The sequence below is a fragment of the Streptomyces sp. NPDC096105 genome (assembly GCF_044763335.1).
Classification (GTDB): Bacteria; Actinomycetota; Actinomycetes; order Streptomycetales; family Streptomycetaceae; genus Streptomyces.
Genome location: NZ_JBIWGC010000016.1, coordinates 1 through 24,880 on the forward strand (window position 1 = coordinate 1; position 24,880 = coordinate 24,880).

Here is a 24,880-nt window from a genome sequence, read left to right on the forward strand (position 1 = left end):
GCTGTTGAGTTCTCAAGGAACGGACGCTTCCTTCGTACTCACCCTCTCGGGCTTTCCTCCGGGCGCTTCCCTTCGGTGTTTCCGACTCTATCAGACCCTTTCGGTTCCGATTCCCGGCCGGCGGGATGTCGTTGGACCTTGGGCTTTCGCCCTGTCGGCCTTTCGACATTCACTACGTTAACCGATCTCCCCACCCGATTCATAATCGGGCCCGGCGGCTTCGAATTCAGACATGCGGACACGTCGAATTCGACCCCGCTGAAGGGGTGGTTGTAGGTAGTGGGTTGGCCGCTTCCGGTGCGGACGACTGCCCTGCCCGGCTCAAGCGGCTCGGACTACACTACGCATCTTCGGCGGACGAGTCAACTTCGACGTCGGCGCGGCACGTGGGCCCGGTACGGGCTGACCGTGGGATCGTCCGCCACCCAGTACCGCCAGGGGTGCACGGCGCCCTCCCCGGAGACGCCGGTGCGCGGCCCGTTGCGCACCTGGCCCGGGGGGACGGGCGTGCCGTGGAGCACCCGTAGCGGGGTGTCGCCGGTGGCGCAGGCGTCCGTGCCGTTGAGGGCACGGTCGACGTCCAGGGCCGTGGCGAGGCGGGCCGGCCCCTTGGCCAGTTCCTTGTCGTTGCGGGCGGAGAGCCGGCGGGTGCGGGCGAGCTCCGCTCCCTCCACGATCTCCCCCGCGCGCAGCAGGACCGCGGAGGCCCGGCCCTCGGGACCGCAGACGAGGTTCATGCAGAACCACATGCCGTAGGTGAAGTAGACGTACACATGGCCGGGCGCACCGAACATCACGTCGTTGCGGGCGGTGCGGCCACGATAGGCGTGCGAGCCGGGGTCGTTCTGTCCGTCGTAGGCCTCGACCTCGGTCAGGCGGAGGGCGATCGGGCCGTCCGGGGTGTCGCGGACCAGGAGGCGGCCGAGCAGATCGGGGGCGACCTCGAGGACGGGGCGGTCGAAGAACTCCCTGGGCAAGGGCGTACGGTCGGGGCTCGCAATCATGCCGTCCGAGGGTACTGGAGGCGTGGCGGACCACGGACCGGCCGAGCGGTCGCCGGAGTTGCCGGGGCAGGGGCACACGGAACCGGCCGCGGCCGGATCGCGTTGTTAGGGGTCGGAGTCCGGCGCGCGAGGTGCTGCGGTCCGGTGGATCAGGTGTGGCCCGGCTGGGGTCGCCTGGAGAGGGAGAGACATGGCGTTCAAGAAGCTGCTGGCGAGTCTGGGGGCCGGCGGGGCCTCGGTCGAGACGGTGCTGCACGAGGTCAACGTCGTTCCTGGGGGGGTGGTCCAGGGCGAGGTGCGGATCCAGGGCGGGTCCGTGAACCAGCAGATCGAGGGGCTGTCGGTCGGCCTCCAGGCCAAGGTCGAGGTGGAGAGCGGCGACCAGGAGTACAAGCAGGACATCGAGTTCACGAAGCAGCAGCTGGGCGGCGCCTTCGAGCTGCAGGCGGGCGCGGTGCACGCCGTGCAGTTCGGGCTGGAGATCCCGTGGGAGACGCCGGTCACGATGATCGACGGACAGCCGCTGCGCGGGATGGACGTCGGTGTGACCACCGAGCTGGCGATCGCGCGGGCCGTCGACTCCGGTGACCTGGACCCGGTCAACGTGCACCCGCTGCCGGCGCAGAAGGCGATCCTGGACGCGTTCATCCAGCTCGGCTTCCGGTTCAAGAGCGCGGACCTGGAGCGCGGCCACATCCGGGGCACGCGGCAGAAGCTTCCGTTCTACCAGGAGATCGAGTTCTTCCCGCCGTCGCAGTACCGCGGCCTGCACCAGGTGGAGCTGAGCTTCGTCGCCGACGAGCAGGCGATGGACGTCGTGCTGGAGATGGACAAGAAGCCGGGCCTGTTCAGCGAGGGCAGCGACACCTTCCGCTCCTTCCAGGTGGGGCTGAACGACTACCAGGGGACCGACTGGGCGGCGTACCTGAACCAGTGGCTGTCGGAGGTCGGTTCCAAGCGCAACTGGTTCTAGGCTCGTTCGCGACTGAACGTCATCGATCAGGAGGTACCGAGGTGACCGAGCTCAAGCGGCGGCCGCTCCCCCATGACTTCCATCCGCCCGTGCCGTCGTTCACGGTGACGAGCGACGATGTGACGGAGGGGGCGACGCTCAAGGACGCTCAGGTCCACGCGGCGGGCAACACGTCGCCGCACCTGCGGTGGGAGGGTTTCCCGCCGGAGACCAAGAGCTTCGCCGTGACCTGCTACGACCCGGACGCCCCGACGGGCAGCGGGTTCTGGCACTGGGTGGTGTTCGACATCCCGGTCTCGGTGACCGAGCTGCCGGCCGGCGCCGGCAGCGGCTCGTTCGAGGGTCTTCCGGAGGGCGCCGTCCACGCGCGGAACGACTACGGCACCAAGGAGTTCGGCGGTGCCGCTCCGCCGCCCGGGGACGGTCCGCACCGGTACGTGTTCACGGTGTACGCCGTGGACCAGGAGAAGCTGGGTCCGGACGCGGACGCCTCTCCTGCCGTGGTCGGTTTCAACCTGCGGTTCCACACGATCGCGCGCGCACAGCTGATCGGTGAGTACGAGGTGCCCGCGGAGTCCTGAGTCCTCCGCGCGACGCCGGACGTGTCCGGGACGTTTGCCCGCCCCTGGTCTTGGAATTGATCAGGGGCGGGCATTTTTTTCCGCCGGGGTCCCCGGGGGTCGTCTCCCGTGGGAGCAGCGGATATTGCGTTGTCCATCTCGGTGTGCCCGGCCAGAGTTGTTCCAGCTCGCCGAGGGGCGGGCCGGTGCGCACGGGAGGTGGGCTGGTATGCGGGACACGCTGGTGCTGAACGCGAGCTTCGAGCCGTTGTCGACGGTGACGCTGAACCGAGCCGTCGTTCTGGTGCTCCAGGACAAGGCCGTCGTCGAGCAGGCCCACCCCGAACTGCGGATGCGGGGAGCCGCGGTCGACATACCGGCGCCCCGGGTGATCAGGCTCTGCCAGTACGTGCGGGTGCCGTTCCGAAGACGTGCGCCGTGGTCGAGGCGGGGTGTGCTGGTGAGGGACCGTCACCGGTGCGCGTACTGCGGGCGCAGGGCGACGACCGTGGACCACGTGGTGCCGCGGTCGCTCGGCGGGCAGGACACCTGGCTGAACACGGTGGCGTCGTGCGCGGAGGACAACCACCGCAAGGCCGACCGGACGCCGGAGCAGGCGGGGATGCCGCTGCTGCGTGAGCCGTACGAGCCGACGCCGGCGGACGCGATGCTGCTGGCGCTCGCCAGGGACGACTTCGAGGCGCTGCCGGACTGGCTGGCGCTGGAGGCTGCCTGAGGGCGGCCGACGTGAGCGGTCCCCGCGCCCCTGAGGGGTGCGGGGACCGTGTGCGTCCGGGGGCGGGTCTCAGTCGATGGTGGGCTTCTCGCGGCGCTCCTGGGCGGGGACGTTGGCGGTGGTGCCGTTGCCGCCGCCGGGGGCGCCGCCCATGGCCCCGAAGTTGCCGACCGCGCCGGAGAGGCCCTTGAGGGCGTCGCCGATCTCGCTGGGGACGATCCAGAGCTTGTTGGCGTCGCCCTCGGCGATCTTCGGGAGCATCTGGAGGTACTGGTAGGAGAGCAGTTTCTGGTCCGGGTCGCCGGCGTGGATGGCCTCGAAGACCGTACGGACGGCCTGGGCCTCGCCCTCGGCGCGCAGCGCGGCGGCCTTGGCCTCACCTTCGGCGCGCAGGATCTGGGACTGCTTCTCGCCCTCGGCGCGCAGGATCTCGGACTGCCGGACGCCCTCGGCCTGGAGGATGGCGGCGCGCTTGTCGCGGTCGGCGCGCATCTGCTTCTCCATCGAGTCCTGGATGGAGGTGGGAGGTTCGATGGCCTTGAGCTCGACGCGGTTGACGCGGATGCCCCACTTGCCGGTGGCCTCGTCGAGGACGCCGCGCAGGGCCGCGTTGATCTCCTCGCGGGAGGTGAGGGTCCGTTCCAGGTCCATGCCGCCGATGATGTTGCGCAGGGTGGTGACGGTGAGCTGCTCGATGGCCTGGATGTAGCTGGCGACCTCGTAGGTGGCGGCCCGGGCGTCGGTCACCTGGTAGTAGATGACGGTGTCGATGTTGACGACCAGGTTGTCCTGGGTGATCACCGGCTGCGGCGGGAAGGGGACGACCTGCTCGCGGAGGTCGATGCGGTTGCGGATGGTGTCGATGAACGGGACGACGATGTTGAGGCCCGCGTTGAGCGTCCGCGTGTAGCGGCCGAAGCGCTCGACGATGGCGGCGCTGGCCTGTGGGATGACTTGGATCGTCTTGATCAGGGCGATGAAGACCAACACCACCAGGATGATCAGGACGATGATGACCGGTTCCATCGTCGGTTGCCCGAACCCTTCTTAGCCTCGGCGCCTATGGCAGGTCGTTGTGCCTGTGCACGGTCGTGCGGTTGTAGATCTTGCTGGTCGAGTCTGTCAGACCGCGGGCCCAACCGGGGGCGTGTTCGCACCGGTTGTGTCGTACGGGAGGTGCGGGATCACATGATGATCGCGGTGGCCCCCTCGATGTCCACGACGTCGACCTCCTGGCCGGCCTCGTAGGAGCGGCCCGCGTCGAGCGCGCGGGCGGACCAGACCTCGCCCGCCAGTTTGATGCGGCCGCCGCTGCCGTCGACGCGTTCGAGGACGACGGCCTGTCTCCCCTTCAGGGCGTCGACGCCGGTGACGAGTTCGGGCCGCTGGGACCGGTGTCTGCGGGCGATGGGGCGGACGACGGCGATCAGCGCGGTCGAGACGACGGCGAAGACCGCGACCTGGGCGACGGCGCCGCCGCCGAAGATGCCGGAGACCAGTGCCGCGGCGACGGCGCCCACCGCGAGCATGCCGAGTTCGGGCATCGCGGTGATCACGAGCCCGATGCCGAGTGCCGCCGCGCCGATCAGCCACCACAGCCATGCGTCGATGTCCACGACGTCATGGTAGAACCGCGCACCCGGTCACGGACAGGGCACCGGTCGGCCGAACGGGCCGTGCCGTGCCGGGTGTTGTGCGCGGGGTGGTGGTGCGGTTCAGCTCATCGGGAGGCCCTGGGCGGTCCAGCGGTCGCCGACCTGCTCGACGACGAGCGGGAGGCCGAAGCACAGGGACAGGTTGCGGCTGGTGAGCTCGAGCTCGAGCGGACCGGCGGCGAGGACCTTGCCCTGACGGATCATCAGGACGTGGGTGAAGCCGGGGGCGATCTCCTCCACGTGGTGGGTGACCATGATCATGGAGGGGGCGATCGGGTCGCGTGCGAGGCGGCCGAGACGGCGCACCAGGTCCTCGCGGCCGCCGAGGTCGAGGCCGGCGGCGGGCTCGTCGAGGAGCAGCAGCTCGGGGTCGGTCATCAGGGCGCGCGCGATGAGGGTGCGCTTGCGCTCGCCCTCGGAGAGGGTGCCGAACTTGCGGTCCAGGTACTCGGACATGCCGAGGCGGTCGAGGAAGGCGCGGGCGCGCTGCTCGTCGATGTCCTCGTACTCCTCCTGCCAGCCGGCGGTCATGCCGTAGGCGGCGGTGAGCACGGTCTGCAGGACGGTCTGCTTCTTGGGCAGCTTGTCCGCGAGGGCGATGCCCGCCACGCCGATGCGGGGGCGCAGCTCGAAAACGTCGGTGCCGGGGCGGCCGAGCGTCTCGCCGAGGATGGTGGCGGTGCCCTTGCTCGGGTGGAGGTAGCTGGACGCGATGTTCAGCAGGGTGGTCTTGCCGGCGCCGTTGGGGCCGAGGATGACCCAGCGCTCCCCCTCCTTGACCGACCAGGAGACCTGCTCCACCAGAGCCCGGCCCTCGCGGACCACGGATACGTCCTGAAGTTCCAGAACATCGCTCATGAGCGCCTTGTCTCCCCTTGCAGTGTGGCCGGTCTCGGCTGTCGCGTACGCCTGGTGGGTCGGTCCGCCGCACCCGTGGGCGGGAGCCCCTCATGAAATCTACGCCACCGGTCGACCCGGACATTCCATCGGTCCGGTTTCCGGGTGCTGTCTAGGGTGTACGCATGCTCTCGGAACCACGCTCCGGTCGTCTCGCCGCTTGGGGCAACGCCCTTCTTGCCGGACTCGTCTCCCCGGACGAGGCGGTGCTCGCCGCCGTCGGGGAGGACGCGGTCCACCGGGTGGAGGGGGTGCCCGGGGAGTCGGCGCCGGTGGGGCTGACGCTGGCCCTGGGGCGGCTGCGGGGGCTCGGGGTGTCGGGGCTGCGGGTGGCGTTGCCGGCGCCGGGACATCCGCTGGGGCTGAGCGGCCCGCCGGAGTTCAACGCGCGGGCGCTGGAGGCCGGGGAGGCCGTGGTGTGCCAGGGGGCGGCGCTGGGGCTGGTCCCGGAGGTGACGGAGGCCGGGCCCGGGGGCGATGTGCATGTGGAGGTCCTGTGGCGCTGTCTGCCGGTGCGGGAGGCGCCGCCCGCCGACGTGCCGTCGCTGGGTGAGGCGGAGCGGGAGCTGGCGGAGGCGCTGCGGGAGGCGACGGAGGTGCTGACGCGGCTGGACGTGGCCGGGTCGGGTCCGGTCGCGGAGGCGGCGGTCGACGCGTACCGGGCGCGGGCCATGGCGTCGCGGGGGCGGGACGTGCTGGCGCCGGGGTATCCGCCGCGCGCGGTGCGGGTGCTGGAGCTGGCGCAGCGGGTGGGCGCGCTGGTGTCGCTGGCGACGGAGCACGGGCACGGCGGCGCGGTGAGCGCGTCGGAGATGTCGGCGCGGGCGCTGGCGCTGCGGCCGGTGGAGCGGACGGCCCGGCGGGCGCTGGTGGCCGCGTACAACGCGTTCGTGGAGGAGCGCGGGGGGCGCTGAGCCCGGACGCGGGCCCTGGGGGCCGGTCCTCGGCGCGGTCCCTGGACAGGGGCGAGCCCCGGCGCCGGGTGGGGGCGGGCGGCCGGGGCCGGCGGCGGGAGGCGTCAGTCGTTGACGGCGACGTTGCCGAAGGCCGGGTTCAGGACGCCGATGACGTTGATGCTGTTGCCCGACACGTTGACCGGGACGTCGACCGGGATCTGGACGAGGTTGCCGGAGACGACGCCCGGGGAGCCCACGGCCTTGCCGTCCGCGTGGCTGCCCTCGGTGGCGGAGGCCATGCCCGTGCCGGCGGCGAGCAGACCGCCGGCCACCATCGTCACGGCCGCTGCCTTCTTCAGGTTCTTCACTTTCCGAGCCCTCCTTGCGACGACCGCGGCAGGCGCCGCGGTCCGCACTGGGCAACGCGCGGCACCGGCAAGCGATACGGCCCTCCGCGGGGCATTCCCCCTACGGTATGAATCTCGCACCGGAGGGGAACCTTCCGGGTGATGGCGGACGTCGGTGATCACCCGCTGAGACCGTGCCGTACGGCCCACAGCGCGGCCTGGGTGCGGTCCGCCAGGTCGAGCTTCATCAGGATGTTCGACACATGCGTCTTCACCGTCTTCTCGGAGAGCACGAGGGCGCGGGCGATCTCCCGGTTGGCGCGGCCGTCCGCGATCAGCCCGAGCACCTCGCGCTCCCGCTCGGTGAGCGAACCCGCGCGTCCCGTACCGGGACCGCTCTCCTCCTGGGACAGCAGCGCGCCCGCCACCTCCGGCTGGAGCAGCACGTGCCCGGCGTGCACGGAGCGGATGGCGCCGGCCAGCGCGTCGGGGTCGATGTCCTTGTACACGTAGCCGGCGGCGCCCGCGCGCAGGGCGGGGACCACCGTGCGCTGCTCGGTGAAACTGGTGACGACCAGCACCCGGGCCCGGTGGTCGAGCTCACGCAGCCGGCGCAGCGCCTCCACGCCGTCCACGCCCGGCATCTTCACGTCCATGAGGATGACGTCGGGCTGGAGCTCCCCCGCCAGGGCGACCCCCTCCGCGCCGTCCGCGGCCTCGCCGACGACCTCGATGTCGTCCTGCACCTCGAGGAAGGTGCGCAGACCGCGCCGGACCACCTGGTGGTCGTCGACCAGCAGCACCTTGATCGCGTCAGCCACCGGGGACCTCCATCTCGATGACGGTGCCCTTGCCGGGCGCCGATTCCACGGTCAGCCTGCCGCCGACCCCGCTCGCCCGGTCCCGCATGGAGACCAGGCCCAGGTGGCGGCCCGCACGGCGGACGGCGTGCGGGTCGAAGCCGCTGCCGTCGTCGCCGACCCGCAGGACCGCCCCGTTGCCGCGCCGCTCCAGGGTCACGTCGACGTGCTTCCCGCCGGAGTGGCGCAGGGCGTTGTGCAGTGCCTCCTGGGCCACCCGCAGCATCGCCTCCTCCTGGGCCGCGGGCAGGGCGCGCACACCGTGTCCGGTGAAGGTGACGCGCGCGCTCTGGGCGCGGTCGAGCACCTGCACCTGGGTGCGCAGGGTGGCGGCCAGCCCGTCCTCGTCGAGGGCGGCGGGGCGCAGTTCGACGACCGCCGCGCGCAGTTCGTCGGCGGCCTCCGCGGCCAGTTCCGCCACCTGCTGCAGCTCGCCCTTGGCGCGGGCCGGGTCGCGGTCCACGAGACGGGCGGCGGCCTGGGCGGTGAGCCGCAGGGAGAACAGCTTCTGGCTCACGGCGTCGTGCAGCTCGTGGGCGAGCCGGGAGCGCTCCTCGGCGATGGTCAGCTCGCGGCTGCGCTCGTAGAGGCGGGCGTTGGTGAGGGCGATGGCGGCGTGCTGGGCGAGGATGCCGAGGAGTTCCTCGTCGTCCTCGGTGAAGCCGCAGGCGCCTTCCGGCTTGGGGCACCTCTTGTTGGCGAGGAACAGGGCGCCGAGCACCTCGTCGCCGTCCCGCACGGGCAGGCCGAGGAAGTCGACCAGGTCGGGGTGGGCGCTCGGCCAGCCCCCGAAGCGGGGGTCGCGGCGCACGTCGGCGAGGCGCTGCGGGGCGGCGTCGTCGAGCATCGCGGCGAGGATGCCGTGCCGGCGCGGCAGGGGGCCGATGGCCTTCCACTGCTCGTCGCTGACGCCGTCCACCACGAACTGGGCGAAGCCCCCGTGGTCGTCGGGCACGCCGAGCGCGGCGTACTGGGCGTCGAGGAGGTCGCGCGCCGAGACGACGATCGTCTTGAGGACGTCGCGCACCTCGAGGTGCCTGCTCATGGCCAGCAACGCGGAGCTCACCGCGGCGAGGCCGGACCGGGGGCCGTGGCTCATGTCCTCACGGTACCGGCGGCGCCCGGCCCGGCGGATCGGGCCGGTGTCCGCCCCTCTCCCCCGTCGCTGGTCCTAGGTCCCGGGGCCGGGGCCGGCCGCCGCGGCCCGGGACCCGGGGCGGGGGCGTGCCGTCGTAGGCCGAAGGGACCCGGGCGGCTGCGTCCCGCGGCCGAGGCGGCGCCCGGGCCCGGCTTCCTACGGTGATCGCACGCCGACACGGCGGGACGACACGACGGACGAGGGGACGGTTGTCATGCCGGTAGCGATCATCACGGGCGCCTCGAAGGGGCTCGGACGGGCGCTGGCCCTGGGACTGGCGGAGCGGGGCTGGGACCTGGCGCTCGACGCGCGGGGCGAGGACCGCCTGGCGGAGACGGTGGTGCTGGCCGCACGGCACGGCACGCGGGTGACGGCGGTGCCCGGCGACGTCACGGACCCCGCGCACCGGGCGGAGCTGGTGGCGGCGGCCTGGCGGCTGGGCGGGGTGGACCTGCTGGTGCACAACGCGAGCGCGCTGGGCGCCGAGCCGCTGGTGCGGCTGGCGGAGCTGCCGCTGGAGGGGCTGCGGCGGGCGCTGGAGGTGAACCTGGTGGCGGCGCTGGGCCTGGTGCAGGAGGCGCTGCCGCTGCTGCGGACGGCCCAGGCGGGCGCGGTGCTCATGGTGAGCTCGGACGCCGCCGCGGAGGCGTACCCGACGTGGGGCGGGTACGGGGCGTCCAAGGCGGGGCTGGACCGGCTGGCGGCGGTGCTGGCGGAGGAGGAGCCGGGGCTGCGGGTGTGGACGGTCGACCCCGGGGACATGGCGACGGACCTGTACGCGGCGGCCGTGCCGGACGACGACGGTCCGCGGCCGGAGCCGGACGCGGTGGTGCCGGGCTTCCTGCGGCTGCTGGACGAGCGGCCGGCCAGTGGCCGCTACGGCGCCCCGGCGCTGCTGGAGGGACGGCGGTGACGGTCACGTTCCGGGTGCCGGAGGAGCTGTCGGCGCGGGTGCCGGCGGAGCGTCGGGCACCCGGCCGGGACCGGGACGCGGTGCGGTTGCTGGTGTCGCGGGGCGCCGAGGTGTCGCACCACGCGTTCGCGGAGCTGCCGCTGCTGCTGCGCGCCGGCGACCTGCTGGTGGTGAACACCTCGCCCACGCTGGCGGCGGCCGTCGACGGCCGGACCGGCGACGCGCGCGTGGTGGTGCACTTCTCCACCCGGGGGGACGACGGACGCTGGGCGGTCGAGCTGCGGGACCCGGACGGGCGGGGCACCACGCGCGTGCGCGCGGGCACGCGTGCGGGTACGGAGGTGCGGCTCGCCGGGGACGCGCGGCTGTGGGTCGAGGAGCCGCTGAGCGCGGGGTCGCCGCGGCTGTGGTGGGCGCGGGTGTCGCGGGACGTGCCGGGGCTGCTGCGGGAGCACGGGCGGCCGATCCGGTACGCGTACACGGAGCGGGACCAGCCGCTGTCGGCGTACCAGACGGTGTTCGCGCTGCCGTCGCGGGACGGCTCGGGGAGCGCGGAGATGCCGAGCGCGGGGCGTCCGTTCACCGCGCGGACGGTGGCGGAGCTGGTGAGCCGCGGGGTGTGGTTCGCGCCGGTCCGGCTGGACACGGGGGTGGCGTCGGCGGAGGCGCACGAGCCGCCGTACCCGGAGCGGTTCGCGGTGCCGGAGGCGTCGGCGCGGCTGATCGGCGCGGTGCGGGCGGGCGGCGGCCGGGTGATCGCGGTGGGGACGACGGCGGTGCGGGCGCTGGAGTCGGCGGCCGGTCCCGACGGGGTGGTGCGGGCCCGCGCGGGGTGGACGGATCTGGTGGTCACCCCGGAGCGGGGGGTGCGGGTGGTGGACGGGCTGCTGACGGGGCTGCACGAGCCGGAGGCGTCGCACCTGTCGATGCTGGGGGCGGTCGCCGGGCGGGAGGCGGTCGGGCGGGCCTACGAGGAGGCGCTGCGCGGGCGTTACCTGTGGCACGAGTTCGGGGACGTGCACCTGTTGCTGCCGTCCTGAACGGGGGCCGTGGAGCACCTCACACAGCGCGTTGCGGCAGCAACACGCGGTGAGGGGGGAGGGGGGTGGATGTGAGGCCGCGCATAGGGTGCACATCACGTACGAAGTGGAGTAGGAGAGACATACCGCCCACACGAACGGGGCGAACAGCCCGATCTGCCCGGTTTCGCACCCCCCTGATCCACTACCCGGCTTCGTAGGTCACATCTTTGCCGAGCGTTTTTGCGGCCGCTAAGAATGGCTGCGTCGCTCAACGCCGTGGGTTCTCGCCCGCGGCGTTCGTGTGCCGAAGAAGCACCGTCCGCACCGGACATCGAGCGACCTCCGCGCTATTCGAAGAGGTCCGTTCCGCATGCCCCAGCACATCCTCACCCGTGGTCACAGTCGTGCCCTGACCCGCCACCACAAGATCGCCGCCGCGGGCGTCGCCGCCCTCGGCGCCGCCGCCATCGGCTTCTCCGCGGTCCCGAGCAGCGCGTCCACGACGACCACGGCCGAGGCCCCCGCCCGGACGGCGACGGTGACCTACAGCACCGAGCGGATCCAGGGCGTCAAGGCCGACATCACCGACCAGCTCGCCGGCGCCAGCGTGAAGGCCGAGCAGATCGCGGCGAAGAAGCAGGCCGCCGCCGAGGCCGCCGCGAAGAAGCAGGCCGCCGCCGAGGCCAAGGCCGCGAAGGCCCGCCAGGCGACGGAGGCGGCGAGCCGTTCGGCCGAGCGCGCCGAGGTGAAGAAGGCCGCTCCGAAGAAGTACGGGAACAACCTCGACGGCTGGATCCGCGAGGCCATGTCCGTCATGGAGAAGAACGGCATCCCCGGCTCCTACGAGGGCATCCACCGCAACATCATGCGGGAGTCCTCGGGCAACCCGATGGCGATCAACCTCTGGGACATCAACGCCCGGAACGGCATCCCCTCCAAGGGACTGCTGCAGGTGATCCCGCCGACCTTCGAGGCGTACCACGTCAAGGGCACCCCGAAGGACATCTACGACCCGGTCGCCAACATCGTCGCCGCCTGCAACTACGCGGCGGACAGGTACGGCACCATGGACAACGTCGACAGCGCGTACTGAGAGGTCGGCGCGGACCTCTCCTTGCGCCCACGGACGCCGAAGGGCGGCGCCCTCCTGACGGGGCGCCGCCCTTCGGGGCCGTACGGCAGGACTACTTGCGCATGACCTCGGGCTCGTGGCGGCGCAGGAAGCGCGCCACGAAGAAGCCGCAGATCACGCCGAGGGCGAGCAGCGCGCCCATGTCCATCGCCCAGGCGCCGGCCGTGTGCTCCCACAGCGGGTCGGTGTCGCCCGCGCTCTCCGGCGGGCTGATCCTGTTGAAGTCCAGTGTGGCGCCCGACGCGGCGACGGCCCAGCGCGACGGCATCAGGAACGAGAACTGGTTGACGCCGATCGAGCCGTGCAGGGTGAACAGGCAGCCGGTGAAGACGACCTGGATGATCGCGAACATCACCAGCAGCGGCATGGTCTTCTCGGCGGTCTTCACCAGCGAGGAGATGATCAGGCCGAACATCATCGAGGTGAAGCCGAGCGCCATGATCGGCAGCGACAGCTCCAGCAGCGTGAAGCCCCCGAGGATCAGACCCTCCTCCGGGATCTCCCGGCCGGCGAAGCCGATCACGCCGACCAGCAGCCCCTGGAGCACGGTGATCAGGCCGAGCACGAACACCTTGGACATCAGGTACGCCGAGCGGGACAGGCCCGTGGCGCGCTCCCGCTCGTAGATGACCCGTTCCTTGATCAGCTCGCGCACGGAGTTCGCGGCGCCCGCGAAACAGGCGCCGACCGCGAGGATCAGCAGCACCGTGGTGGCCGTGCCGTTCGGGGCGAGCCGCCCGGTCTGCGGGTGGGGCGGGTTGGGCAGCAGGCCCTTGTCCGGGTTGATGAGCAGGCTGACCGCGCCGAGGACGGCCGGCAGGATCACCATCAGGGCCAGGAAGCCCTTGTCGGAGACGATCACCGACACGTACCGGCGCACCAGGGTGGAGAACTGCGACAGCCAGCCCTGCGGCTTCGGCGGCTTCATCGCCTGCATCGGGGGGACCTGTACGGACTGCGGGGCGACCGCGTCGATGTCCGCCGCGTACATCTGGTAGTGCTGCGAGCCCTTCCAGCGGCCCGCCCAGTCGTAGTCGCGGTAGTTCTCGAAGGCGGAGAACACATCGGCCCAGGTGTCGTAGCCGAAGAAGTTCAGCGCCTCCTCGGGCGGGCCGAAGTAGGCCACCGAACCGCCCGGCGCCATCACCAGAAGCTTGTCGCACAGCGCCAGCTCGGCCACCGAGTGGGTCACCACCAGGACCGTGCGGCCGTCGTCGGCCAGTCCGCGCAGCAGCTGCATGACGTCACGGTCCATGCCCGGGTCGAGACCGGAGGTCGGCTCGTCCAGGAAGATCAGCGACGGCTTGGTGAGCAGCTCCAGTGCCACGGACACGCGCTTGCGCTGGCCGCCGGACAGGGACGTGACCCTCTTGTCCTTGTGGATGTCCAGCTTCAGCTCGCGCAGCACCTCGTCGATGCGGGCCTCGCGCTCGGCCGCCGTGGTGTCGGCGGGGAAGCGCAGCTTGGCCGCGTACTTCAGGGCGCGCTTGACGGTCAGCTCCTTGTGCAGGATGTCGTCCTGCGGGACCAGACCGATGCGCTGCCGCAGCTCGGCGAACTGCTTGTAGAGGTTCCGGTTGTCGTACAGCACCTCGCCCTCGTTGGCGGGCCGGTAGCCGGTGAGCGCCTTGAGCAGCGTCGACTTGCCGGAGCCGGACGGGCCGATGACCGCGATCAGCGACTTCTCCGGGACGCCGAAGGAGACGTCCTTGAGGATCTGCTTGCCGCCGTCGACCGTGACGGTCAGGTGGCGGGCGGAGAAGGACACCTCACCGGTGTCGACGAACTCCTCGAGCCGGTCGCCGACGATCCGGAACGTCGAGTGACCGACGCCCACGACGTCGGTGGGCCCGAGCAGTTGCGAGCCGCCCTTGGGGATCGGCTGGCCGTTGACGTAGGTGCCGTTGTGTGAGCCCAGGTCGCGGATCTCCATGCGCCCGTCGGGCGTCGAGTGGAACTCCGCGTGGCTGCGGGACACCTGGAGGTCGGAGACGACCAGGTCGTTCTCCAGGGCACGGCCGATGCGCATCACGCGGCCGAGCGAGAACTGGTGGAACGTCGTGGGACTGCGGTCGCCGTGGACCGGCGGCGCCCCCGCGCCACCACCGGGGCCCTGCTGCTGCGGGATGTGCGGCGCGGCCTGCTGCGGCCCGCCCTGCTGCTGCGGCTGCTGCCAGCCCTGCTGGGCCGGCGGCTGCTGCTGGACGGGCGGCTGCTGCGCCCAGCCGGCGCCCGCGCCCTGGGCGGCGTACGGCTGCTGCGGCTGAGCCTGCGGCACGGCACCGGCACCGGCACCGGCACCGGACAGCGTCACGCGCGGCCCGTCGGTCGCGTTGCCCAGGTGCAGCACCGTGTCGGCGCTGAACTCCAGATGGTGGATCCGCTGCCCCTGCACGAACGTGCCGTTGGTGCTGCCGTGGTCCTCGATCATCCAACTGCGGCCGTTGAAGCTGATCGTGGCGTGACGCCAGGACACCCTGGCGTCGTCCAGTACGACGTCGCCCTGTGGGTCACGTCCCAGGGTGTAGGACCTGGACGGATCGAGCGTCCAGGTGCGTCCGTTTGTTTCCAGTACGAGTTCCGGCACTCCACGCCCCACTGAGTTGTCCCCCGAATGCCCCCCCTCGCAGGGAGTCTGGGGATGTCGAACATCGGGGGAACTATTTCAGGCCCGGTCCTCCGACCGGAAGTCGGCCCTGTCACGACCCCGCGACAAGGCGTCGACGGTCCTGTCCGGACGAAGGGTGAAACCGGACCGGAGCGCGGTAAACCCCGCGAGGGGGACATGTGCGGCCCGCCGGGCCGCTCCGCGGCTCGGGGGATCCGCCATGGGTGCTGCCGGGGGCACCGCCGGGCCGGGGCGTGACGCCGGTGTGCCGTGGGCGGACGTGGTGATGTCCGCGGTCGCCGCGGTGAGCTGGGCGCTGATCGGGGTGGCGGGGACGGCGGCGCCGACGAGCGAGCCGGGACACGGCCCGGAGAGGACCGGTAAGGGTGTCCGGCTGGCGGACCTCGCGGGCGCGGGGCACTGCGTGCCGGATACGGTGGGAGCACCATGAGCGCATCGCAGAACTCCGACGTTCCCACCCTCCTGGTCAAGATCTTCGGCAAGGACAGGCCCGGCATCACGGCCGGCCTCTTCGACACCCTCGCCGCCTACTCCGTCGACGTGGTCGACATCGAGCAGGTCGTCACCCGCGGTCGCATCGTGCTCTGCGCGCTCGTGACCCAGCCCCCGGCGGGGATGGAGGGTGACCTGCGGGCGACCGTCCACAGCTGGGCGGAGTCGATGAGGATGCAGGCGGAGATCATCTCCGGCAAGGGCGACAACCGCCCCCGCGGTCTGGGCAGGTCCCTGGTGACCGTGCTGGGCCACCCCCTCACCTCGGAGGCGACGGCGACGATAGCCGCCCGGATCACCAAGGCCGGCGGCAACATCGACCGTATCTTCCGGCTCGCCAAGTATCCGGTGACCGCCGTGGAGTTCGCGGTGTCCGGTGTGGAGACGGAGGCGCTGCGCACCGCGCTGGTGACGGACTCGGCCCGGTTCCGGGTGGACATCGCGGTGGTCGCGGCGGGTCTGTACCGCAGGGCGCAGCGTCTGGTGGTCATGGACGTGGACTCCACGCTCATCCAGGACGAGGTGATCGAGCTCTTCGCCGCCCACGCCGGCTGCGAGGACCAGGTCGCCGAGGTGACGGCGGCGGCGATGCGCGGGGAGCTGGACTTCGAGCAGTCCCTGCACGCCCGGGTGGCGCTGCTGGAGGGGCTGGACGCCTCCGTGATCGACAAGGTGCGCAGCGAGGTCCGTCTGACGCCGGGCGCCCGCACCCTGATCCGTACGCTCAAGCGGCTCGGCTACCAGGTGGGGGTGGTGTCGGGCGGCTTCACCCAGGTCACCGACGACCTGAAGGAGCGCCTCGGTCTGGACTTCGCCCAGGCGAACACGCTGGAGATCGTCGACGGCAAGCTCACCGGCCGGGTGACCGGCGAGATCGTGGACCGGGCGGGCAAGGCCCGGCTGCTGCGCCGCTTCGCGGCCGAGGCGGGTGTGCCGCTGTCGCAGACGGTGGCGATCGGCGACGGCGCGAACGACCTGGACATGCTGAACGCGGCCGGTCTCGGTGTCGCCTTCAACGCCAAGCCGGTGGTGCGCGAGGCGGCCCACACGGCCGTGAACGTCCCCTTCCTCGACACCGTCCTGTACCTGCTGGGCATCACGCGCGAAGAGGTCGAGGCCGCGGACACGCTCGCGGGCGGCTGATCCGCGCGGGCCGGCCGTGACGACGGACGGGCCCGGCGCCGACGTGGTCGGTGCCGGGCCCCTGTCGTGCCGGGCGGGTCAGCCGGGGGTCACTCGGTGGGCGCCCAGTAGTCGACCAGCGTGGCGGTGCCGGGCTCCAGGGACTTCCAGGGGCCGGTGAAGGTGAGGACCGAGAAGGCGGCGGCCGGGTAGCCGCGGCGCGTCATGCGCTCGCGGGCGTCGCCCTCGGACGTGCCGGCCAGGATGTCGGCCAGCCCCTGCACGCCCGGGTTGTGGCCGATCAGCAGGACGTTCTGCGCGTCGTCGGGGGTCTCGTTGAGCAGGGCGATCAGCTCGCCGGGCGAGGCCTCGTAAATCCGCTCCTCGTAGACGGTCTTCGGCCGCTTCGGGAACTCGTGGACCGCGAGCTTCCAGGTCTCGCGGGTGCGGACCGCCGTGGAGCACAGGGCCAGGTCGAAGGCGACGCCGGTGTCGGCCAGCTTGCGGCCGGCGGCCGCGGCGTCCAGGCGGCCTCGCTCGGCGAGGGGGCGCTCGTGGTCGGCCACCGGAGGCCAGTCGGCTTTCGCATGCCGGAAAAGGACAATCCTGCGGGATTCTGCGACGCTCATGACACCCAGCTTCGCATGAAACAAGCCACAGGGCTCAGGGAGTTGACCGGCGCCTCGGCGCGTTCAGCGGGCCATGAGCTGCTGCGCCCGCTCGACGAGGAGGGTGAGCGCGGGCTCACCGGCGGTCGCGTGCGCGTCGGCGGGGTCGAGGACGAGGGCGAGCAGGGCCACGAAGGCCAGGGCGGGGAGGGCCAGGGCCCACCACGGCAGCCGGGTGGCGGCACCTGCCCGGGGGGCCTGGGCGGGCCGGGAGTGCGTACGCGCCGACATGGGGGCCTCCGCTCTTCGAGTGGTCCGTGGCGCGCCGGTCGCGGCCACATCTCGAAGGTACGGATCAGCGGGGCGTCACCCCATCCGGTGATCCACCCACTTGACCCTGAGCCTGGCCCCCTAGGGGACGGGGGTGCCAGCACCACCATGGGGCGCGGAAACAGTCGCCGCGCCCTGGGCACGAGGAATGCCTTCCCGCCCAGGGCGTGGGGAGGACCGCCGCGCTCAGGGCGCGAGCACCGTCGCGACGACGCCGATGACGATGAAGATCGCGAAGAACAGGCCGAAGACGAGCAGCATCTTCTTCTGGCCGTTCTGCGGGTTGGGGTCGAGGACTGGCATGGGGCAAGTGTCGCACCCTGCCCGCCCGGCACCGGCCACGGGGTACCCCGGCGGACGTGGCGGTCCGGCCCGGCGGACGGGCAGGTAGGCGGGCGGCCTGGCGGGCGTGGCGGTCCGGCCCGGCGGACCGGCAGGCAGGCGGCCCGGCGGACGGGCAGGCAGGCAGGCAGGGGCCGGGCACCCCGGCGGGGCGAGGACGAGGCGGCGCCTCAGGCCGCCGCCTCGTCCTCCACCGTGCGGTCCCGCCCGGCCAGCACCCCGACGATCATCTGCGGGACCATCAGCCCCGCCATGAGCGCGATCGGCAGTCCCCAGCCGCCGCTGTGCTGATACAGCACGCCCACCAGCAGCGGCCCGGGGATGGAGATCAGGTAGCCGGTGCTCTGCGCGAAGGCCGACAGCTGGGCCACGCCCGCGCCCGTCCGCGCCCGCATGCCGACCATGGTGAGCGCGAGCGGGAAGGCGCAGTTGGCGACGCCCAGCAGCACCGCCCAGGCCCAGGCTCCCGCGGCCGGGGCGAAGTAGAGGCCCGCGTAGCCGATCAGGCCGCTGACGCCCAGCGCGAGCACGATCGGGCCCTGTCGGGGCAGCCGGGCGGCGAGGCGCGGTATGACGAACGCCAGGGGCACGCCCATCACCATGGTGACCGCGAGCAGCAGACCGGCCCGGCCGGCGGGGACGCCCGCGTCACGGAAGATCTGCGCCATCCACCCCATGGTGATGTAGGCGGCGGTGGCCTGGAGCCCGAAGAACACGGCCAGTGCCCAGGCGGTACGGCTGCGGGTGATGCGCAGCGCCGGCGCCCGCCCGGCGGGCCGCCCCTCCGGCCGCCCGTCCCGCTGCGGCGGCTCCGTCGCCTCCTCCCCCGGTGCCCCGCCCCGTCCCCGTACGAACGGGAGCCAGGGCAGCACGGCGGCCGCCGCGAGGGCCGCCCAGACGGCGAGCCCCGCCCGCCAGCTGCCGCCGAGCGCGTCGGTCACCGGGACGGTCACGGCCGCCGCGGTGGCGGTCCCCAGGGCGAGGGCCATCGAGTACAGGCCGGTCATGGAACCGACCCGGTCGGGGAACCAGCGTTTGACGATGACCGGCATCAGCACGTTGCTCACCGCTATGCCGGCGAGCGCGAGGCCGCTGGCGAGCAGGAAGGCGACCGTGTCGCCGGTGGAGGGCCGGACCAGCAGGCCGGTGGCGATGGCGGCCATGCCGGCGCACACCACCGCGCCGGGGCCGAAGCGCCGGGCCAGGCGGGGCGCGGTGACGCCGAACACGGCGAAGCACAGCGCGGGCAGGGAGGTGAGCAGCCCGGCCACGCTGCCGCTCATGCCGAGCCCGTCGCGCACCTCTTCGAGCAGCGCGCCGAAGCTGGTGATGGCGGGGCGCAGGTTCAGGGCGGCCAGCACGATGCCGACGACGAGCAGCCGTGTCCGCCACGCGCGCGTGGTGTCGCCGGGGCGTCGGTCCGGGGACGGGGCGGGCGTACGGACGGCGGCGGGCGCGGTGGTCCGGGTCTCGTCACCAGGCATACGAGTCATGCGACTCATCATAGAATCATAGGATGATTGGTTGTCCATGTCGTGGGCGCCGCCCGATGCCACTGCCGTGCGAAGGTGAGTCATGCCTCTGAGCCATCCGCGCCGTTCCGCGCTGTCCGAACAGGTCATCGCCGCCCTGCGGGCTCAGATCACCTCCGGCGAGTGGCCGGTCGGCTCGCGCATCCCCACCGAGCCGGAGCTGGTGGAGCAACTGGGGGTGGCCCGCAACACCGTCCGGGAGGCGGTGCGCGCGCTGGCGCACAACGGACTGCTCGACATCCGCCAGGGCTCGGGCACCTACGTGGTCGCCACCAGTGAGCTGGCCGGCGTGATGCACCGCCGTTTCGCCGACGCCGATCCCCGGCACATCGCCGAGCTGCGCTCCACGCTGGAGTCCTCGGCGGCGCGGCTGGCCGCTCAGCGGCGCACGGAGAAGGACCTCAAGCAGCTCGACACGCTGCTGCTGCGCCGCGAGGAGGCCTGGGAGTCGGGCGACGCGGAGGCGTTCGTGACGGCGGACGCGACCTTCCACATGGCCGTCGTGGCGGCCTCGCACAACGCCGTGATGACCGCGCTGTACGCGGACCTGGTCGAGGTGCTGCGGGACTGGCTGCGCGACGACGTGGGCGGCGGCATGACGCCGGAGACGCACATGGAGCACGGCCGGCTGGTGGACGCGATCCGCGCGGGCGACGCGGCGACGGCGGCCGAGGAGGCCGCCGCCTATCCGCTGGCGTGCAAGCCGGGGCGGTTCACGGCCCCCGCGGGCGACTGAGCCGTTCGACCACGTCCTCGGCGACGTTCGAGCACACGCTCGGCGACACGCGCGAGGGCCCGCTCCCCCGGGCAGGGGACGCGGGCCCTCGCGTGCGGGCGTCCGGTCAGGCGCCGACGGCGTGCAGACCGCCGTCCACGTGGACGATCTCGCCCGTGGTCTTCGGGAACCAGTCGCTCAGCAGGGCGACGACACCGCGGCCGGCCGGCTCGGGGTCCTTCAGGTCCCACTCCAGCGGGGCGCGGGTGTCCCAGACGGAGGCCAGCTCGGCGAAGCCGGGGATGGACTTGGCGGCCATCGAGCCGATGGGACCGGCCGAGATGAGGTTGCAGCGGATGTTCTGCTTGCCCAGGTCCCGCGCCATGTAGCGGTTGGTCGCCTCCAGGGCGGCCTTCGCCGGGCCCATCCAGTCGTACTGCGGCCAGGCGTACTGCGCGTCGAAGGTGAGGCCGACGACGGAGCCGCCGTTCTGCATCAGCGGCAGGCAGGCCATGGTGAGCGACTTCAGGGAGAACGCCGAGACGTGCATGGCCGTGGAGACCGACTCGAACGGCGTGTTGAGGAAGTTGCCGCCGAGGGCGTCCTGCGGCGCGAAGCCGATGGAGTGCACGACACCGTCCAGGCCGCCGAGCTCCTCGCCGACGACGTCGGCCAGGCGGCCCAGGTGCTCGTCGTTGGTGACGTCGAGCTCGATGACCTTGGTGGGCTTGGGCAGCTTCCTGGCGATGCGCTCGGTCAGGGTGGGCCGCGGGAACGCGGTCAGGATGATCTCGGCACCCTGCTCCTGGGCCAGCTTCGCGGTGTGGAAGGCGATGGACGACTCCATCAGCACACCGGTGATCAGGACGCGCTTGCCCTCGAGAATTCCGCTCATGTGTGTCAGTGACCCATTCCCAGTCCGCCGTCAACGGGAATGACGGCTCCAGTGATGTACGAGGCGTCGTCCGAGGCGAGGAAGCGCACCGCGGCGGCGATCTCCTCGGTCTTCGCGTACCGGGCGAGCGGCACCTGGGCGAGGATCTTCGCCTGCTGCTCCTCGGTGAGCTCCCGGGTCATGTCGGTGTCGACGAAGCCGGGCGCGACGACGTTGAAGGTGATGTTGCGCGAGCCCAGCTCCCGGGCGAGGGAGCGCGCGAAGCCCACCAGGCCCGCCTTGGAGGCGGCGTAGTTGGCCTGTCCCGCGGAGCCGAGCAGCCCGACGACCGAGGAGATCAGCACGACGCGGCCCTTGCGGGCGCGCAGCATGCCGCGGTTGGCGCGCTTGACGACCCGGAAGGTGCCGGTGAGGTTGGTGTCGAGGACGGAGGTGAAGTCCTCCTCGGACATGCGCATCAGGAGCTGGTCCCGGTTGATCCCGGCGTTGGCGACGAGCACCTCCACGGTGCCGTGCGCCTCCTCGATCTCCTTGTAGGCCTGCTCCACCTGCTCGGGGTCGGTGATGTCGCACCGGACGGCGAGGAAACCGGCCGGCGGCTCCCCCGAGCGGTACGTGATGGCGACCTTGTCGCCGGCGTCGGCGAACGCGCGGGCGATGGCGAGGCCGATGCCCCGGTTGCCTCCGGTGACGAGAACCGAGCGGCTCAACGGATCACCCCTTCGATAGCGGTCTGGTCCACCCGCCCGGACACCGTGACGACAGGCGGCTGCACCGAAAACCTATCGGTCCCGGTCCGGCTCGGGACATCGGGGCACCGACAGTGGCAGGGGGGCCGCTCTGTCGGGTCCCTACAGAATGAACCCGGCCGGGCGACGGCGGTCACCGGCCCGCTGACCCGAATGCGGCACGCCCCGCCGCAAAGGTGTGGTCCCGGTCCGGGCCGGCGCGACATGATGCGCCGCAGCGACAACTGACCGCAGGACGACCCGAACGATTTGAACCCGACAGGAAGAGACGTAGGTGTCTCACAGCATTGACGAAGCCTTCACATCCCTGCCGCTGCGCGCCCTCGCCGACGCCGCGCTCGCCCGCGCCCGGGCGCTCGGGGCGGAGCACGCGGACTTCCGTCTGGAGCGGGTGCGCAGTGCCTCCTGGCGGCTGAGGGACGCCAGGCCCGCCGGTTCGTCGGACACCACCGACCTCGGGTACGCGGTGCGTGTGGTGCACGGCGGCACCTGGGGTTTCGCGTCCGGGGTGGACCTCACCCTCGACGCCGCCGCGAAGGTCGCCTCCCAGGCGGTGGCGATGGCGAAACTGTCCGCGCAGGTGATCAAGGCGGCCGGCAGCGAGGAGCGCGTGGAGCTGGCCGACGAGCCGGTGCACGCCGAGAAGACCTGGGTGTCGTCGTACGAGATCGACCCGTTCACCGTGCCCGACGAGGAGAAGGCGGGGCTGCTGGCCGAGTGGAGCGGGCGGCTGCTCGCGGCGAGCGGCGTCGACCACGTGGACGCCTCGCTGCTCACCGTGCACGAGAACAAGTTCTACGCGGACACCGCCGGGACCGTGACCACGCAGCAGCGCGTCCGGCTGCACCCGGTGCTGACGGCGGTGTCCGTCGACGCGTCGAGCGGCGAGTTCGACTCGATGCGCACGCTCGCCCCGCCGGCCGGGCGCGGCTGGGAGTACCTGACGGGCACCGGCTGGGACTGGGACGACGAACTGGCGCGGATCCCCGAGCTGCTGGCCGAGAAGATGCGCGCGCCGAGCGTCGAGCCGGGCCTGTACGACCTGGTGGTGGACCCGTCCAACCTGTGGCTGACCATCCACGAGTCCATCGGGCACGCCACCGAGCTGGACCGCGCGCTCGGCTACGAGGCCGCCTACGCGGGCACCTCGTTCGCCACCTTCGACCAGCTGGGCACGTTGAAGTACGGCTCCGAGCTGATGAACGTCACCGGTGACCGCACCGTCGAGCACGGCCTCGCCACCGTCGGCTACGACGACGAAGGCGTCGAGGCGCAGTCCTGGGACCTGGTGAGGGACGGCACGCTGGTCGGCTACCAGCTGGACCGGCGGATCGCGAAGCTCACCGGGTTCGAGCGGTCCAACGGATGCGCCTTCGCCGACTCCCCCGGGCATGTGCCGGTGCAGCGCATGGCCAACGTGTCGCTGCAGCCGGACCCGGCGGGGATGTCGACCGAGGACCTGATCGGAGGCGTGGACCGGGGCATCTACGTGGTCGGCGACCGCTCCTGGTCGATCGACATGCAGCGCTACAACTTCCAGTTCACCGGGCAGCGGTTCCACCGGATCGAGAACGGGCGGCTGGCCGGGCAGCTCCGGGACGTCGCCTACCAGGCCACGACCACCGACTTCTGGGGCTCCATGGCCGCCGTCGGCGGTCCGCAGACGTACGTCCTGGGCGGCGCCTTCAACTGCGGCAAGGCCCAGCCGGGCCAGGTCGCGGCGGTCTCCCACGGCTGCCCGTCCGCCCTCTTCAAGGGAGTCAACATTCTCAACACCACGCAGGAGGCCGGGCGATGAGCGTCAGCACCAGGATCGGCCGGGGGTCCGGGGGTTGTCCCCCGGGAAAGCACAGCCTCAACACCACGCAGGAGGCCGGGCGATGAGCGCGCGCACCACCAAGCCGCACGAGATCGTCGAGCGGGCGCTGGAGCTGTCCCGGTCCGACGGCTGTGTCGTGATCGCCGACGAGCACTCGTCCGCCAACCTCCGCTGGGCGGGCAACGCGCTCACCACGAACGGGGTCACCCGCGGGCGCACCCTCACCGTGATCGCCACGGTGGACGGGGCCCAGGGCACGGCCTCCGGCGTGGTCTCCCGGTCCGCGGTGACCGTGGACGAGCTGGAGCCGCTGGTGCGGGCCGCCGAGGCCGCCGCGCGCGGCGCCGGTCCCGCCGAGGACGCCCAGCCGCTGGTCACCGGGGTGGACCCGTCCCCCGAGTTCACCGAGGCGCCCGCCGAGACGACCTCCGCGGTGTTCGCCGACTTCGCCCCGGCGCTGGGCGAGGCGTTCGCCCGGGCGCGGGCCGGCGGCCGGGAGCTGTACGGCTTCGCCAACCACGAGATGGTCTCCACCTACCTCGGCACGTCGACGGGGCTGCGGCTGCGGCACGACCAGCCGAACGGCACGCTGGAGCTGAACGCCAAGTCCCCGGACCGCACCCGGTCGGCGTGGGCGGGCCGCGCCACCCGCGACTTCAAGGACGTCGACCCGGCGGCCATGGACGCCGAGCTGGCCGTACGGCTGGGCTGGGCGGAGCGGCGGCACGAGCTGCCGGCGGGCCGGTACGAGACGTTGCTGCCGCCGAGCGCGGTGGCGGACCTGCTGGTCTACCAGTTCTGGTCGGGGTCGGGCCGGGACGCGGCGGAGGGCCGCACGGTGTTCTCCAGGCCTGGCGGCGGCACCCGCGTCGGCGAGCGGCTGACCGGGCTGCCGCTGACGCTGCGCAGCGACCCGAACGAGCCGGGGCTCGAGTCGGCGCCGTTCGTGATCGCGCACTCCTCCGGCGGCGACCAGTCGGTGTTCGACAACGGGCTGCCGCTGTCGGCGACGGACTGGGTGCGCGAGGGCGCGCTGCACCGGCTGACCACGAGCCGGCACAGCGCGGGCCTGACCGGCCTGCCGACCGCGCCCGCCGTCGACAATCTGATCCTGGACGGCGGTGAGGACCGCTCGCTGGAGGAGATGGTCGCGGCCACCGAGCGGGGGCTGCTGCTGACCTGCCTGTGGTACATCCGCGAGGTGGACCCGGCGACGCTGCTGCTCACCGGGCTGACCAGGGACGGCGTCTATCTGGTGGAGAACGGCGAGGTCACCGGTGAGGTGAACAACTTCCGGTTCAACGAGTCGCCGGTGGACCTGCTGGGCCGGGCGGCCGAGGCCGGCCGTACGGAGAAGACGCTGCCCCGGGAGTGGAGCGACTGGTTCACCCGGGCCGCGATGCCCGCGCTGCGCGTCCCCGATTTCCATATGAGCTCGGTCAGCCGGGGCGTATAACCTCGTAGGCGTTCGCAGCAGGCCGTCGCCCGTACGGCCGCAGATCACCGAGGAGACA

At 72.3% G+C, this 24,880-nt stretch carries 26 protein-coding genes; 12 read left to right on the forward strand and 14 right to left on the reverse strand.

The features are described from left to right. Positions 1-362: 362 nt before the first annotated feature. Positions 363-1,004, reverse strand: a complete 642-nt coding sequence (locus ACIQ8B_RS23225) for a DNA-3-methyladenine glycosylase (RefSeq protein ID WP_290007706.1) — start codon at positions 1,002-1,004, stop codon at positions 363-365. Positions 1,005-1,194: 190 nt separating this feature from the next. Here ACIQ8B_RS23225 and ACIQ8B_RS23230 point away from each other — a divergent pair, with 190 nt between their 5' ends. From ACIQ8B_RS23230 to ACIQ8B_RS23240, 3 genes are all read left to right on the forward strand, one after another. Next, positions 1,195-1,977 carry a sporulation protein gene (locus ACIQ8B_RS23230; protein WP_403549258.1) on the forward strand — a complete coding sequence of 261 codons (783 nt, stop codon included), beginning with the start codon at positions 1,195-1,197 and terminating at the stop codon, positions 1,975-1,977. Between the two features lie 41 nt (positions 1,978-2,018). After that, positions 2,019-2,558 (forward strand): YbhB/YbcL family Raf kinase inhibitor-like protein, encoded by a 540-nt coding sequence (locus ACIQ8B_RS23235; RefSeq protein WP_106414889.1) that lies wholly within the window; start codon positions 2,019-2,021, stop codon positions 2,556-2,558. A 208-nt stretch (positions 2,559-2,766) separates the two neighbouring features. Beyond that, positions 2,767-3,273: an HNH endonuclease gene (locus tag ACIQ8B_RS23240; RefSeq protein WP_106414888.1), complete on the forward strand. Its 507-nt coding sequence runs from the start codon at positions 2,767-2,769 to the stop codon at positions 3,271-3,273. Between the two features lie 69 nt (positions 3,274-3,342). Here ACIQ8B_RS23240 and ACIQ8B_RS23245 read toward each other — a convergent pair whose 3' ends face one another. The 3 genes from ACIQ8B_RS23245 to ACIQ8B_RS23255 all read right to left on the reverse strand — a co-directional run bounded on the left by ACIQ8B_RS23245 (position 3,343) and on the right by ACIQ8B_RS23255 (position 5,786). Next, positions 3,343-4,299 (reverse strand): SPFH domain-containing protein, encoded by a 957-nt coding sequence (locus ACIQ8B_RS23245; protein ID WP_290007710.1) that lies wholly within the window; start codon positions 4,297-4,299, stop codon positions 3,343-3,345. A 158-nt stretch (positions 4,300-4,457) separates the two neighbouring features. Next, a complete protein-coding gene (locus ACIQ8B_RS23250) occupies positions 4,458-4,889 on the reverse strand; it encodes an NfeD family protein (protein ID WP_106414886.1) in 432 nt (143 codons plus the stop codon). 99 nt (positions 4,890-4,988) lie between these two features. Further along, positions 4,989-5,786 (reverse strand): ABC transporter ATP-binding protein, encoded by a 798-nt coding sequence (locus ACIQ8B_RS23255; RefSeq protein WP_106414885.1) that lies wholly within the window; start codon positions 5,784-5,786, stop codon positions 4,989-4,991. A gap of 164 nt (positions 5,787-5,950) precedes the next feature. On the opposite strand from ACIQ8B_RS23255, the gene ACIQ8B_RS23260 reads away from it, so the two are divergent. Then, positions 5,951-6,739 carry a hypothetical protein gene (locus tag ACIQ8B_RS23260; RefSeq protein WP_403549262.1) on the forward strand — a complete coding sequence of 263 codons (789 nt, stop codon included), beginning with the start codon at positions 5,951-5,953 and terminating at the stop codon, positions 6,737-6,739. Between the two features lie 104 nt (positions 6,740-6,843). On the opposite strand, the gene ACIQ8B_RS23265 is transcribed toward ACIQ8B_RS23260, so the two are convergent. From ACIQ8B_RS23265 to ACIQ8B_RS23275, 3 genes are all read right to left on the reverse strand, one after another. Continuing rightward, positions 6,844-7,089 (reverse strand): chaplin, encoded by a 246-nt coding sequence (locus ACIQ8B_RS23265; RefSeq protein WP_290007714.1) that lies wholly within the window; start codon positions 7,087-7,089, stop codon positions 6,844-6,846. Between the two features lie 158 nt (positions 7,090-7,247). After that, on the reverse strand, positions 7,248-7,889 hold the full coding sequence (locus ACIQ8B_RS23270; protein ID WP_290007715.1) for a response regulator transcription factor: 642 nt from the start codon (positions 7,887-7,889) through the stop codon (positions 7,248-7,250). Next, positions 7,882-9,027 carry a GAF domain-containing sensor histidine kinase gene (locus ACIQ8B_RS23275; protein ID WP_290007717.1) on the reverse strand — a complete coding sequence of 382 codons (1,146 nt, stop codon included), beginning with the start codon at positions 9,025-9,027 and terminating at the stop codon, positions 7,882-7,884. The genes ACIQ8B_RS23270 and ACIQ8B_RS23275 overlap by 8 nt, the downstream gene beginning before the upstream one ends. Before the next feature lie 253 nt (positions 9,028-9,280). Here ACIQ8B_RS23275 and ACIQ8B_RS23280 point away from each other — a divergent pair, with 253 nt between their 5' ends. From ACIQ8B_RS23280 to ACIQ8B_RS23290, 3 genes are all read left to right on the forward strand, one after another. Continuing rightward, positions 9,281-9,979, forward strand: a complete 699-nt coding sequence (locus tag ACIQ8B_RS23280; protein ID WP_403549265.1) for an SDR family NAD(P)-dependent oxidoreductase — start codon at positions 9,281-9,283, stop codon at positions 9,977-9,979. Continuing rightward, positions 9,976-11,019 carry an S-adenosylmethionine:tRNA ribosyltransferase-isomerase gene (locus ACIQ8B_RS23285; RefSeq protein WP_403549267.1) on the forward strand — a complete coding sequence of 348 codons (1,044 nt, stop codon included), beginning with the start codon at positions 9,976-9,978 and terminating at the stop codon, positions 11,017-11,019. Before ACIQ8B_RS23280 ends, ACIQ8B_RS23285 begins: the two co-directional genes overlap by 4 nt. Before the next feature lie 352 nt (positions 11,020-11,371). After that, the gene (locus tag ACIQ8B_RS23290; RefSeq protein ID WP_403549269.1) at positions 11,372-12,094 is read left to right on the forward strand and encodes a transglycosylase SLT domain-containing protein; all 723 of its coding nucleotides are present in this window, start codon (positions 11,372-11,374) and stop codon (positions 12,092-12,094) included. Positions 12,095-12,185: 91 nt separating this feature from the next. Here ACIQ8B_RS23290 and ACIQ8B_RS23295 read toward each other — a convergent pair whose 3' ends face one another. Then, positions 12,186-14,720 (reverse strand): FHA domain-containing protein, encoded by a 2,535-nt coding sequence (locus tag ACIQ8B_RS23295; protein ID WP_403549271.1) that lies wholly within the window; start codon positions 14,718-14,720, stop codon positions 12,186-12,188. A gap of 241 nt (positions 14,721-14,961) precedes the next feature. On the opposite strand from ACIQ8B_RS23295, the gene ACIQ8B_RS23300 reads away from it, so the two are divergent. Next, positions 14,962-15,192, forward strand: a complete 231-nt coding sequence (locus tag ACIQ8B_RS23300) for a hypothetical protein (RefSeq protein WP_403549273.1) — start codon at positions 14,962-14,964, stop codon at positions 15,190-15,192. Then, positions 15,189-16,397: a phosphoserine phosphatase SerB gene (gene serB / locus ACIQ8B_RS23305; RefSeq protein WP_403549275.1), complete on the forward strand. Its 1,209-nt coding sequence runs from the start codon at positions 15,189-15,191 to the stop codon at positions 16,395-16,397. Before ACIQ8B_RS23300 ends, serB begins: the two co-directional genes overlap by 4 nt. An 89-nt stretch (positions 16,398-16,486) precedes the next feature. On the opposite strand, the gene ACIQ8B_RS23310 is transcribed toward serB, so the two are convergent. The 4 genes from ACIQ8B_RS23310 to ACIQ8B_RS23325 all read right to left on the reverse strand — a co-directional run bounded on the left by ACIQ8B_RS23310 (position 16,487) and on the right by ACIQ8B_RS23325 (position 19,140). Further along, a complete protein-coding gene (locus tag ACIQ8B_RS23310) occupies positions 16,487-17,005 on the reverse strand; it encodes a histidine phosphatase family protein (RefSeq protein ID WP_290007731.1) in 519 nt (172 codons plus the stop codon). A gap of 63 nt (positions 17,006-17,068) precedes the next feature. After that, a complete protein-coding gene (locus tag ACIQ8B_RS23315; protein WP_106414873.1) occupies positions 17,069-17,275 on the reverse strand; it encodes a hypothetical protein in 207 nt (68 codons plus the stop codon). A 225-nt stretch (positions 17,276-17,500) separates the two neighbouring features. Further along, positions 17,501-17,617, reverse strand: coding sequence for an SGM_5486 family transporter-associated protein (locus ACIQ8B_RS23320; RefSeq protein ID WP_290007734.1), 117 nt, complete (start codon positions 17,615-17,617; stop codon positions 17,501-17,503). A 209-nt stretch (positions 17,618-17,826) separates the two neighbouring features. Continuing rightward, on the reverse strand, positions 17,827-19,140 hold the full coding sequence (locus ACIQ8B_RS23325) for a CynX/NimT family MFS transporter (protein WP_403549469.1): 1,314 nt from the start codon (positions 19,138-19,140) through the stop codon (positions 17,827-17,829). A 91-nt stretch (positions 19,141-19,231) separates the two neighbouring features. Between ACIQ8B_RS23325 and ACIQ8B_RS23330 the strand changes: the two genes are divergently transcribed. After that, on the forward strand, positions 19,232-19,924 hold the full coding sequence (locus tag ACIQ8B_RS23330) for a FadR/GntR family transcriptional regulator (protein ID WP_403549278.1): 693 nt from the start codon (positions 19,232-19,234) through the stop codon (positions 19,922-19,924). Between the two features lie 106 nt (positions 19,925-20,030). On the opposite strand, the gene fabI is transcribed toward ACIQ8B_RS23330, so the two are convergent. Next, positions 20,031-20,798 (reverse strand): enoyl-ACP reductase FabI, encoded by a 768-nt coding sequence (gene fabI, locus ACIQ8B_RS23335; RefSeq protein ID WP_290007736.1) that lies wholly within the window; start codon positions 20,796-20,798, stop codon positions 20,031-20,033. A 5-nt stretch (positions 20,799-20,803) separates the two neighbouring features. After that, positions 20,804-21,508 carry a 3-oxoacyl-[acyl-carrier-protein] reductase gene (fabG, locus tag ACIQ8B_RS23340; protein ID WP_106414869.1) on the reverse strand — a complete coding sequence of 235 codons (705 nt, stop codon included), beginning with the start codon at positions 21,506-21,508 and terminating at the stop codon, positions 20,804-20,806. Between the two features lie 313 nt (positions 21,509-21,821). On the opposite strand from fabG, the gene ACIQ8B_RS23345 reads away from it, so the two are divergent. Next, positions 21,822-23,345, forward strand: coding sequence for a TldD/PmbA family protein (locus tag ACIQ8B_RS23345; RefSeq protein WP_365418350.1), 1,524 nt, complete (start codon positions 21,822-21,824; stop codon positions 23,343-23,345). 82 nt (positions 23,346-23,427) lie between these two features. Continuing rightward, positions 23,428-24,822 carry a metallopeptidase TldD-related protein gene (locus tag ACIQ8B_RS23350; protein WP_403549281.1) on the forward strand — a complete coding sequence of 465 codons (1,395 nt, stop codon included), beginning with the start codon at positions 23,428-23,430 and terminating at the stop codon, positions 24,820-24,822. Positions 24,823-24,880 lie beyond the last annotated feature (58 nt).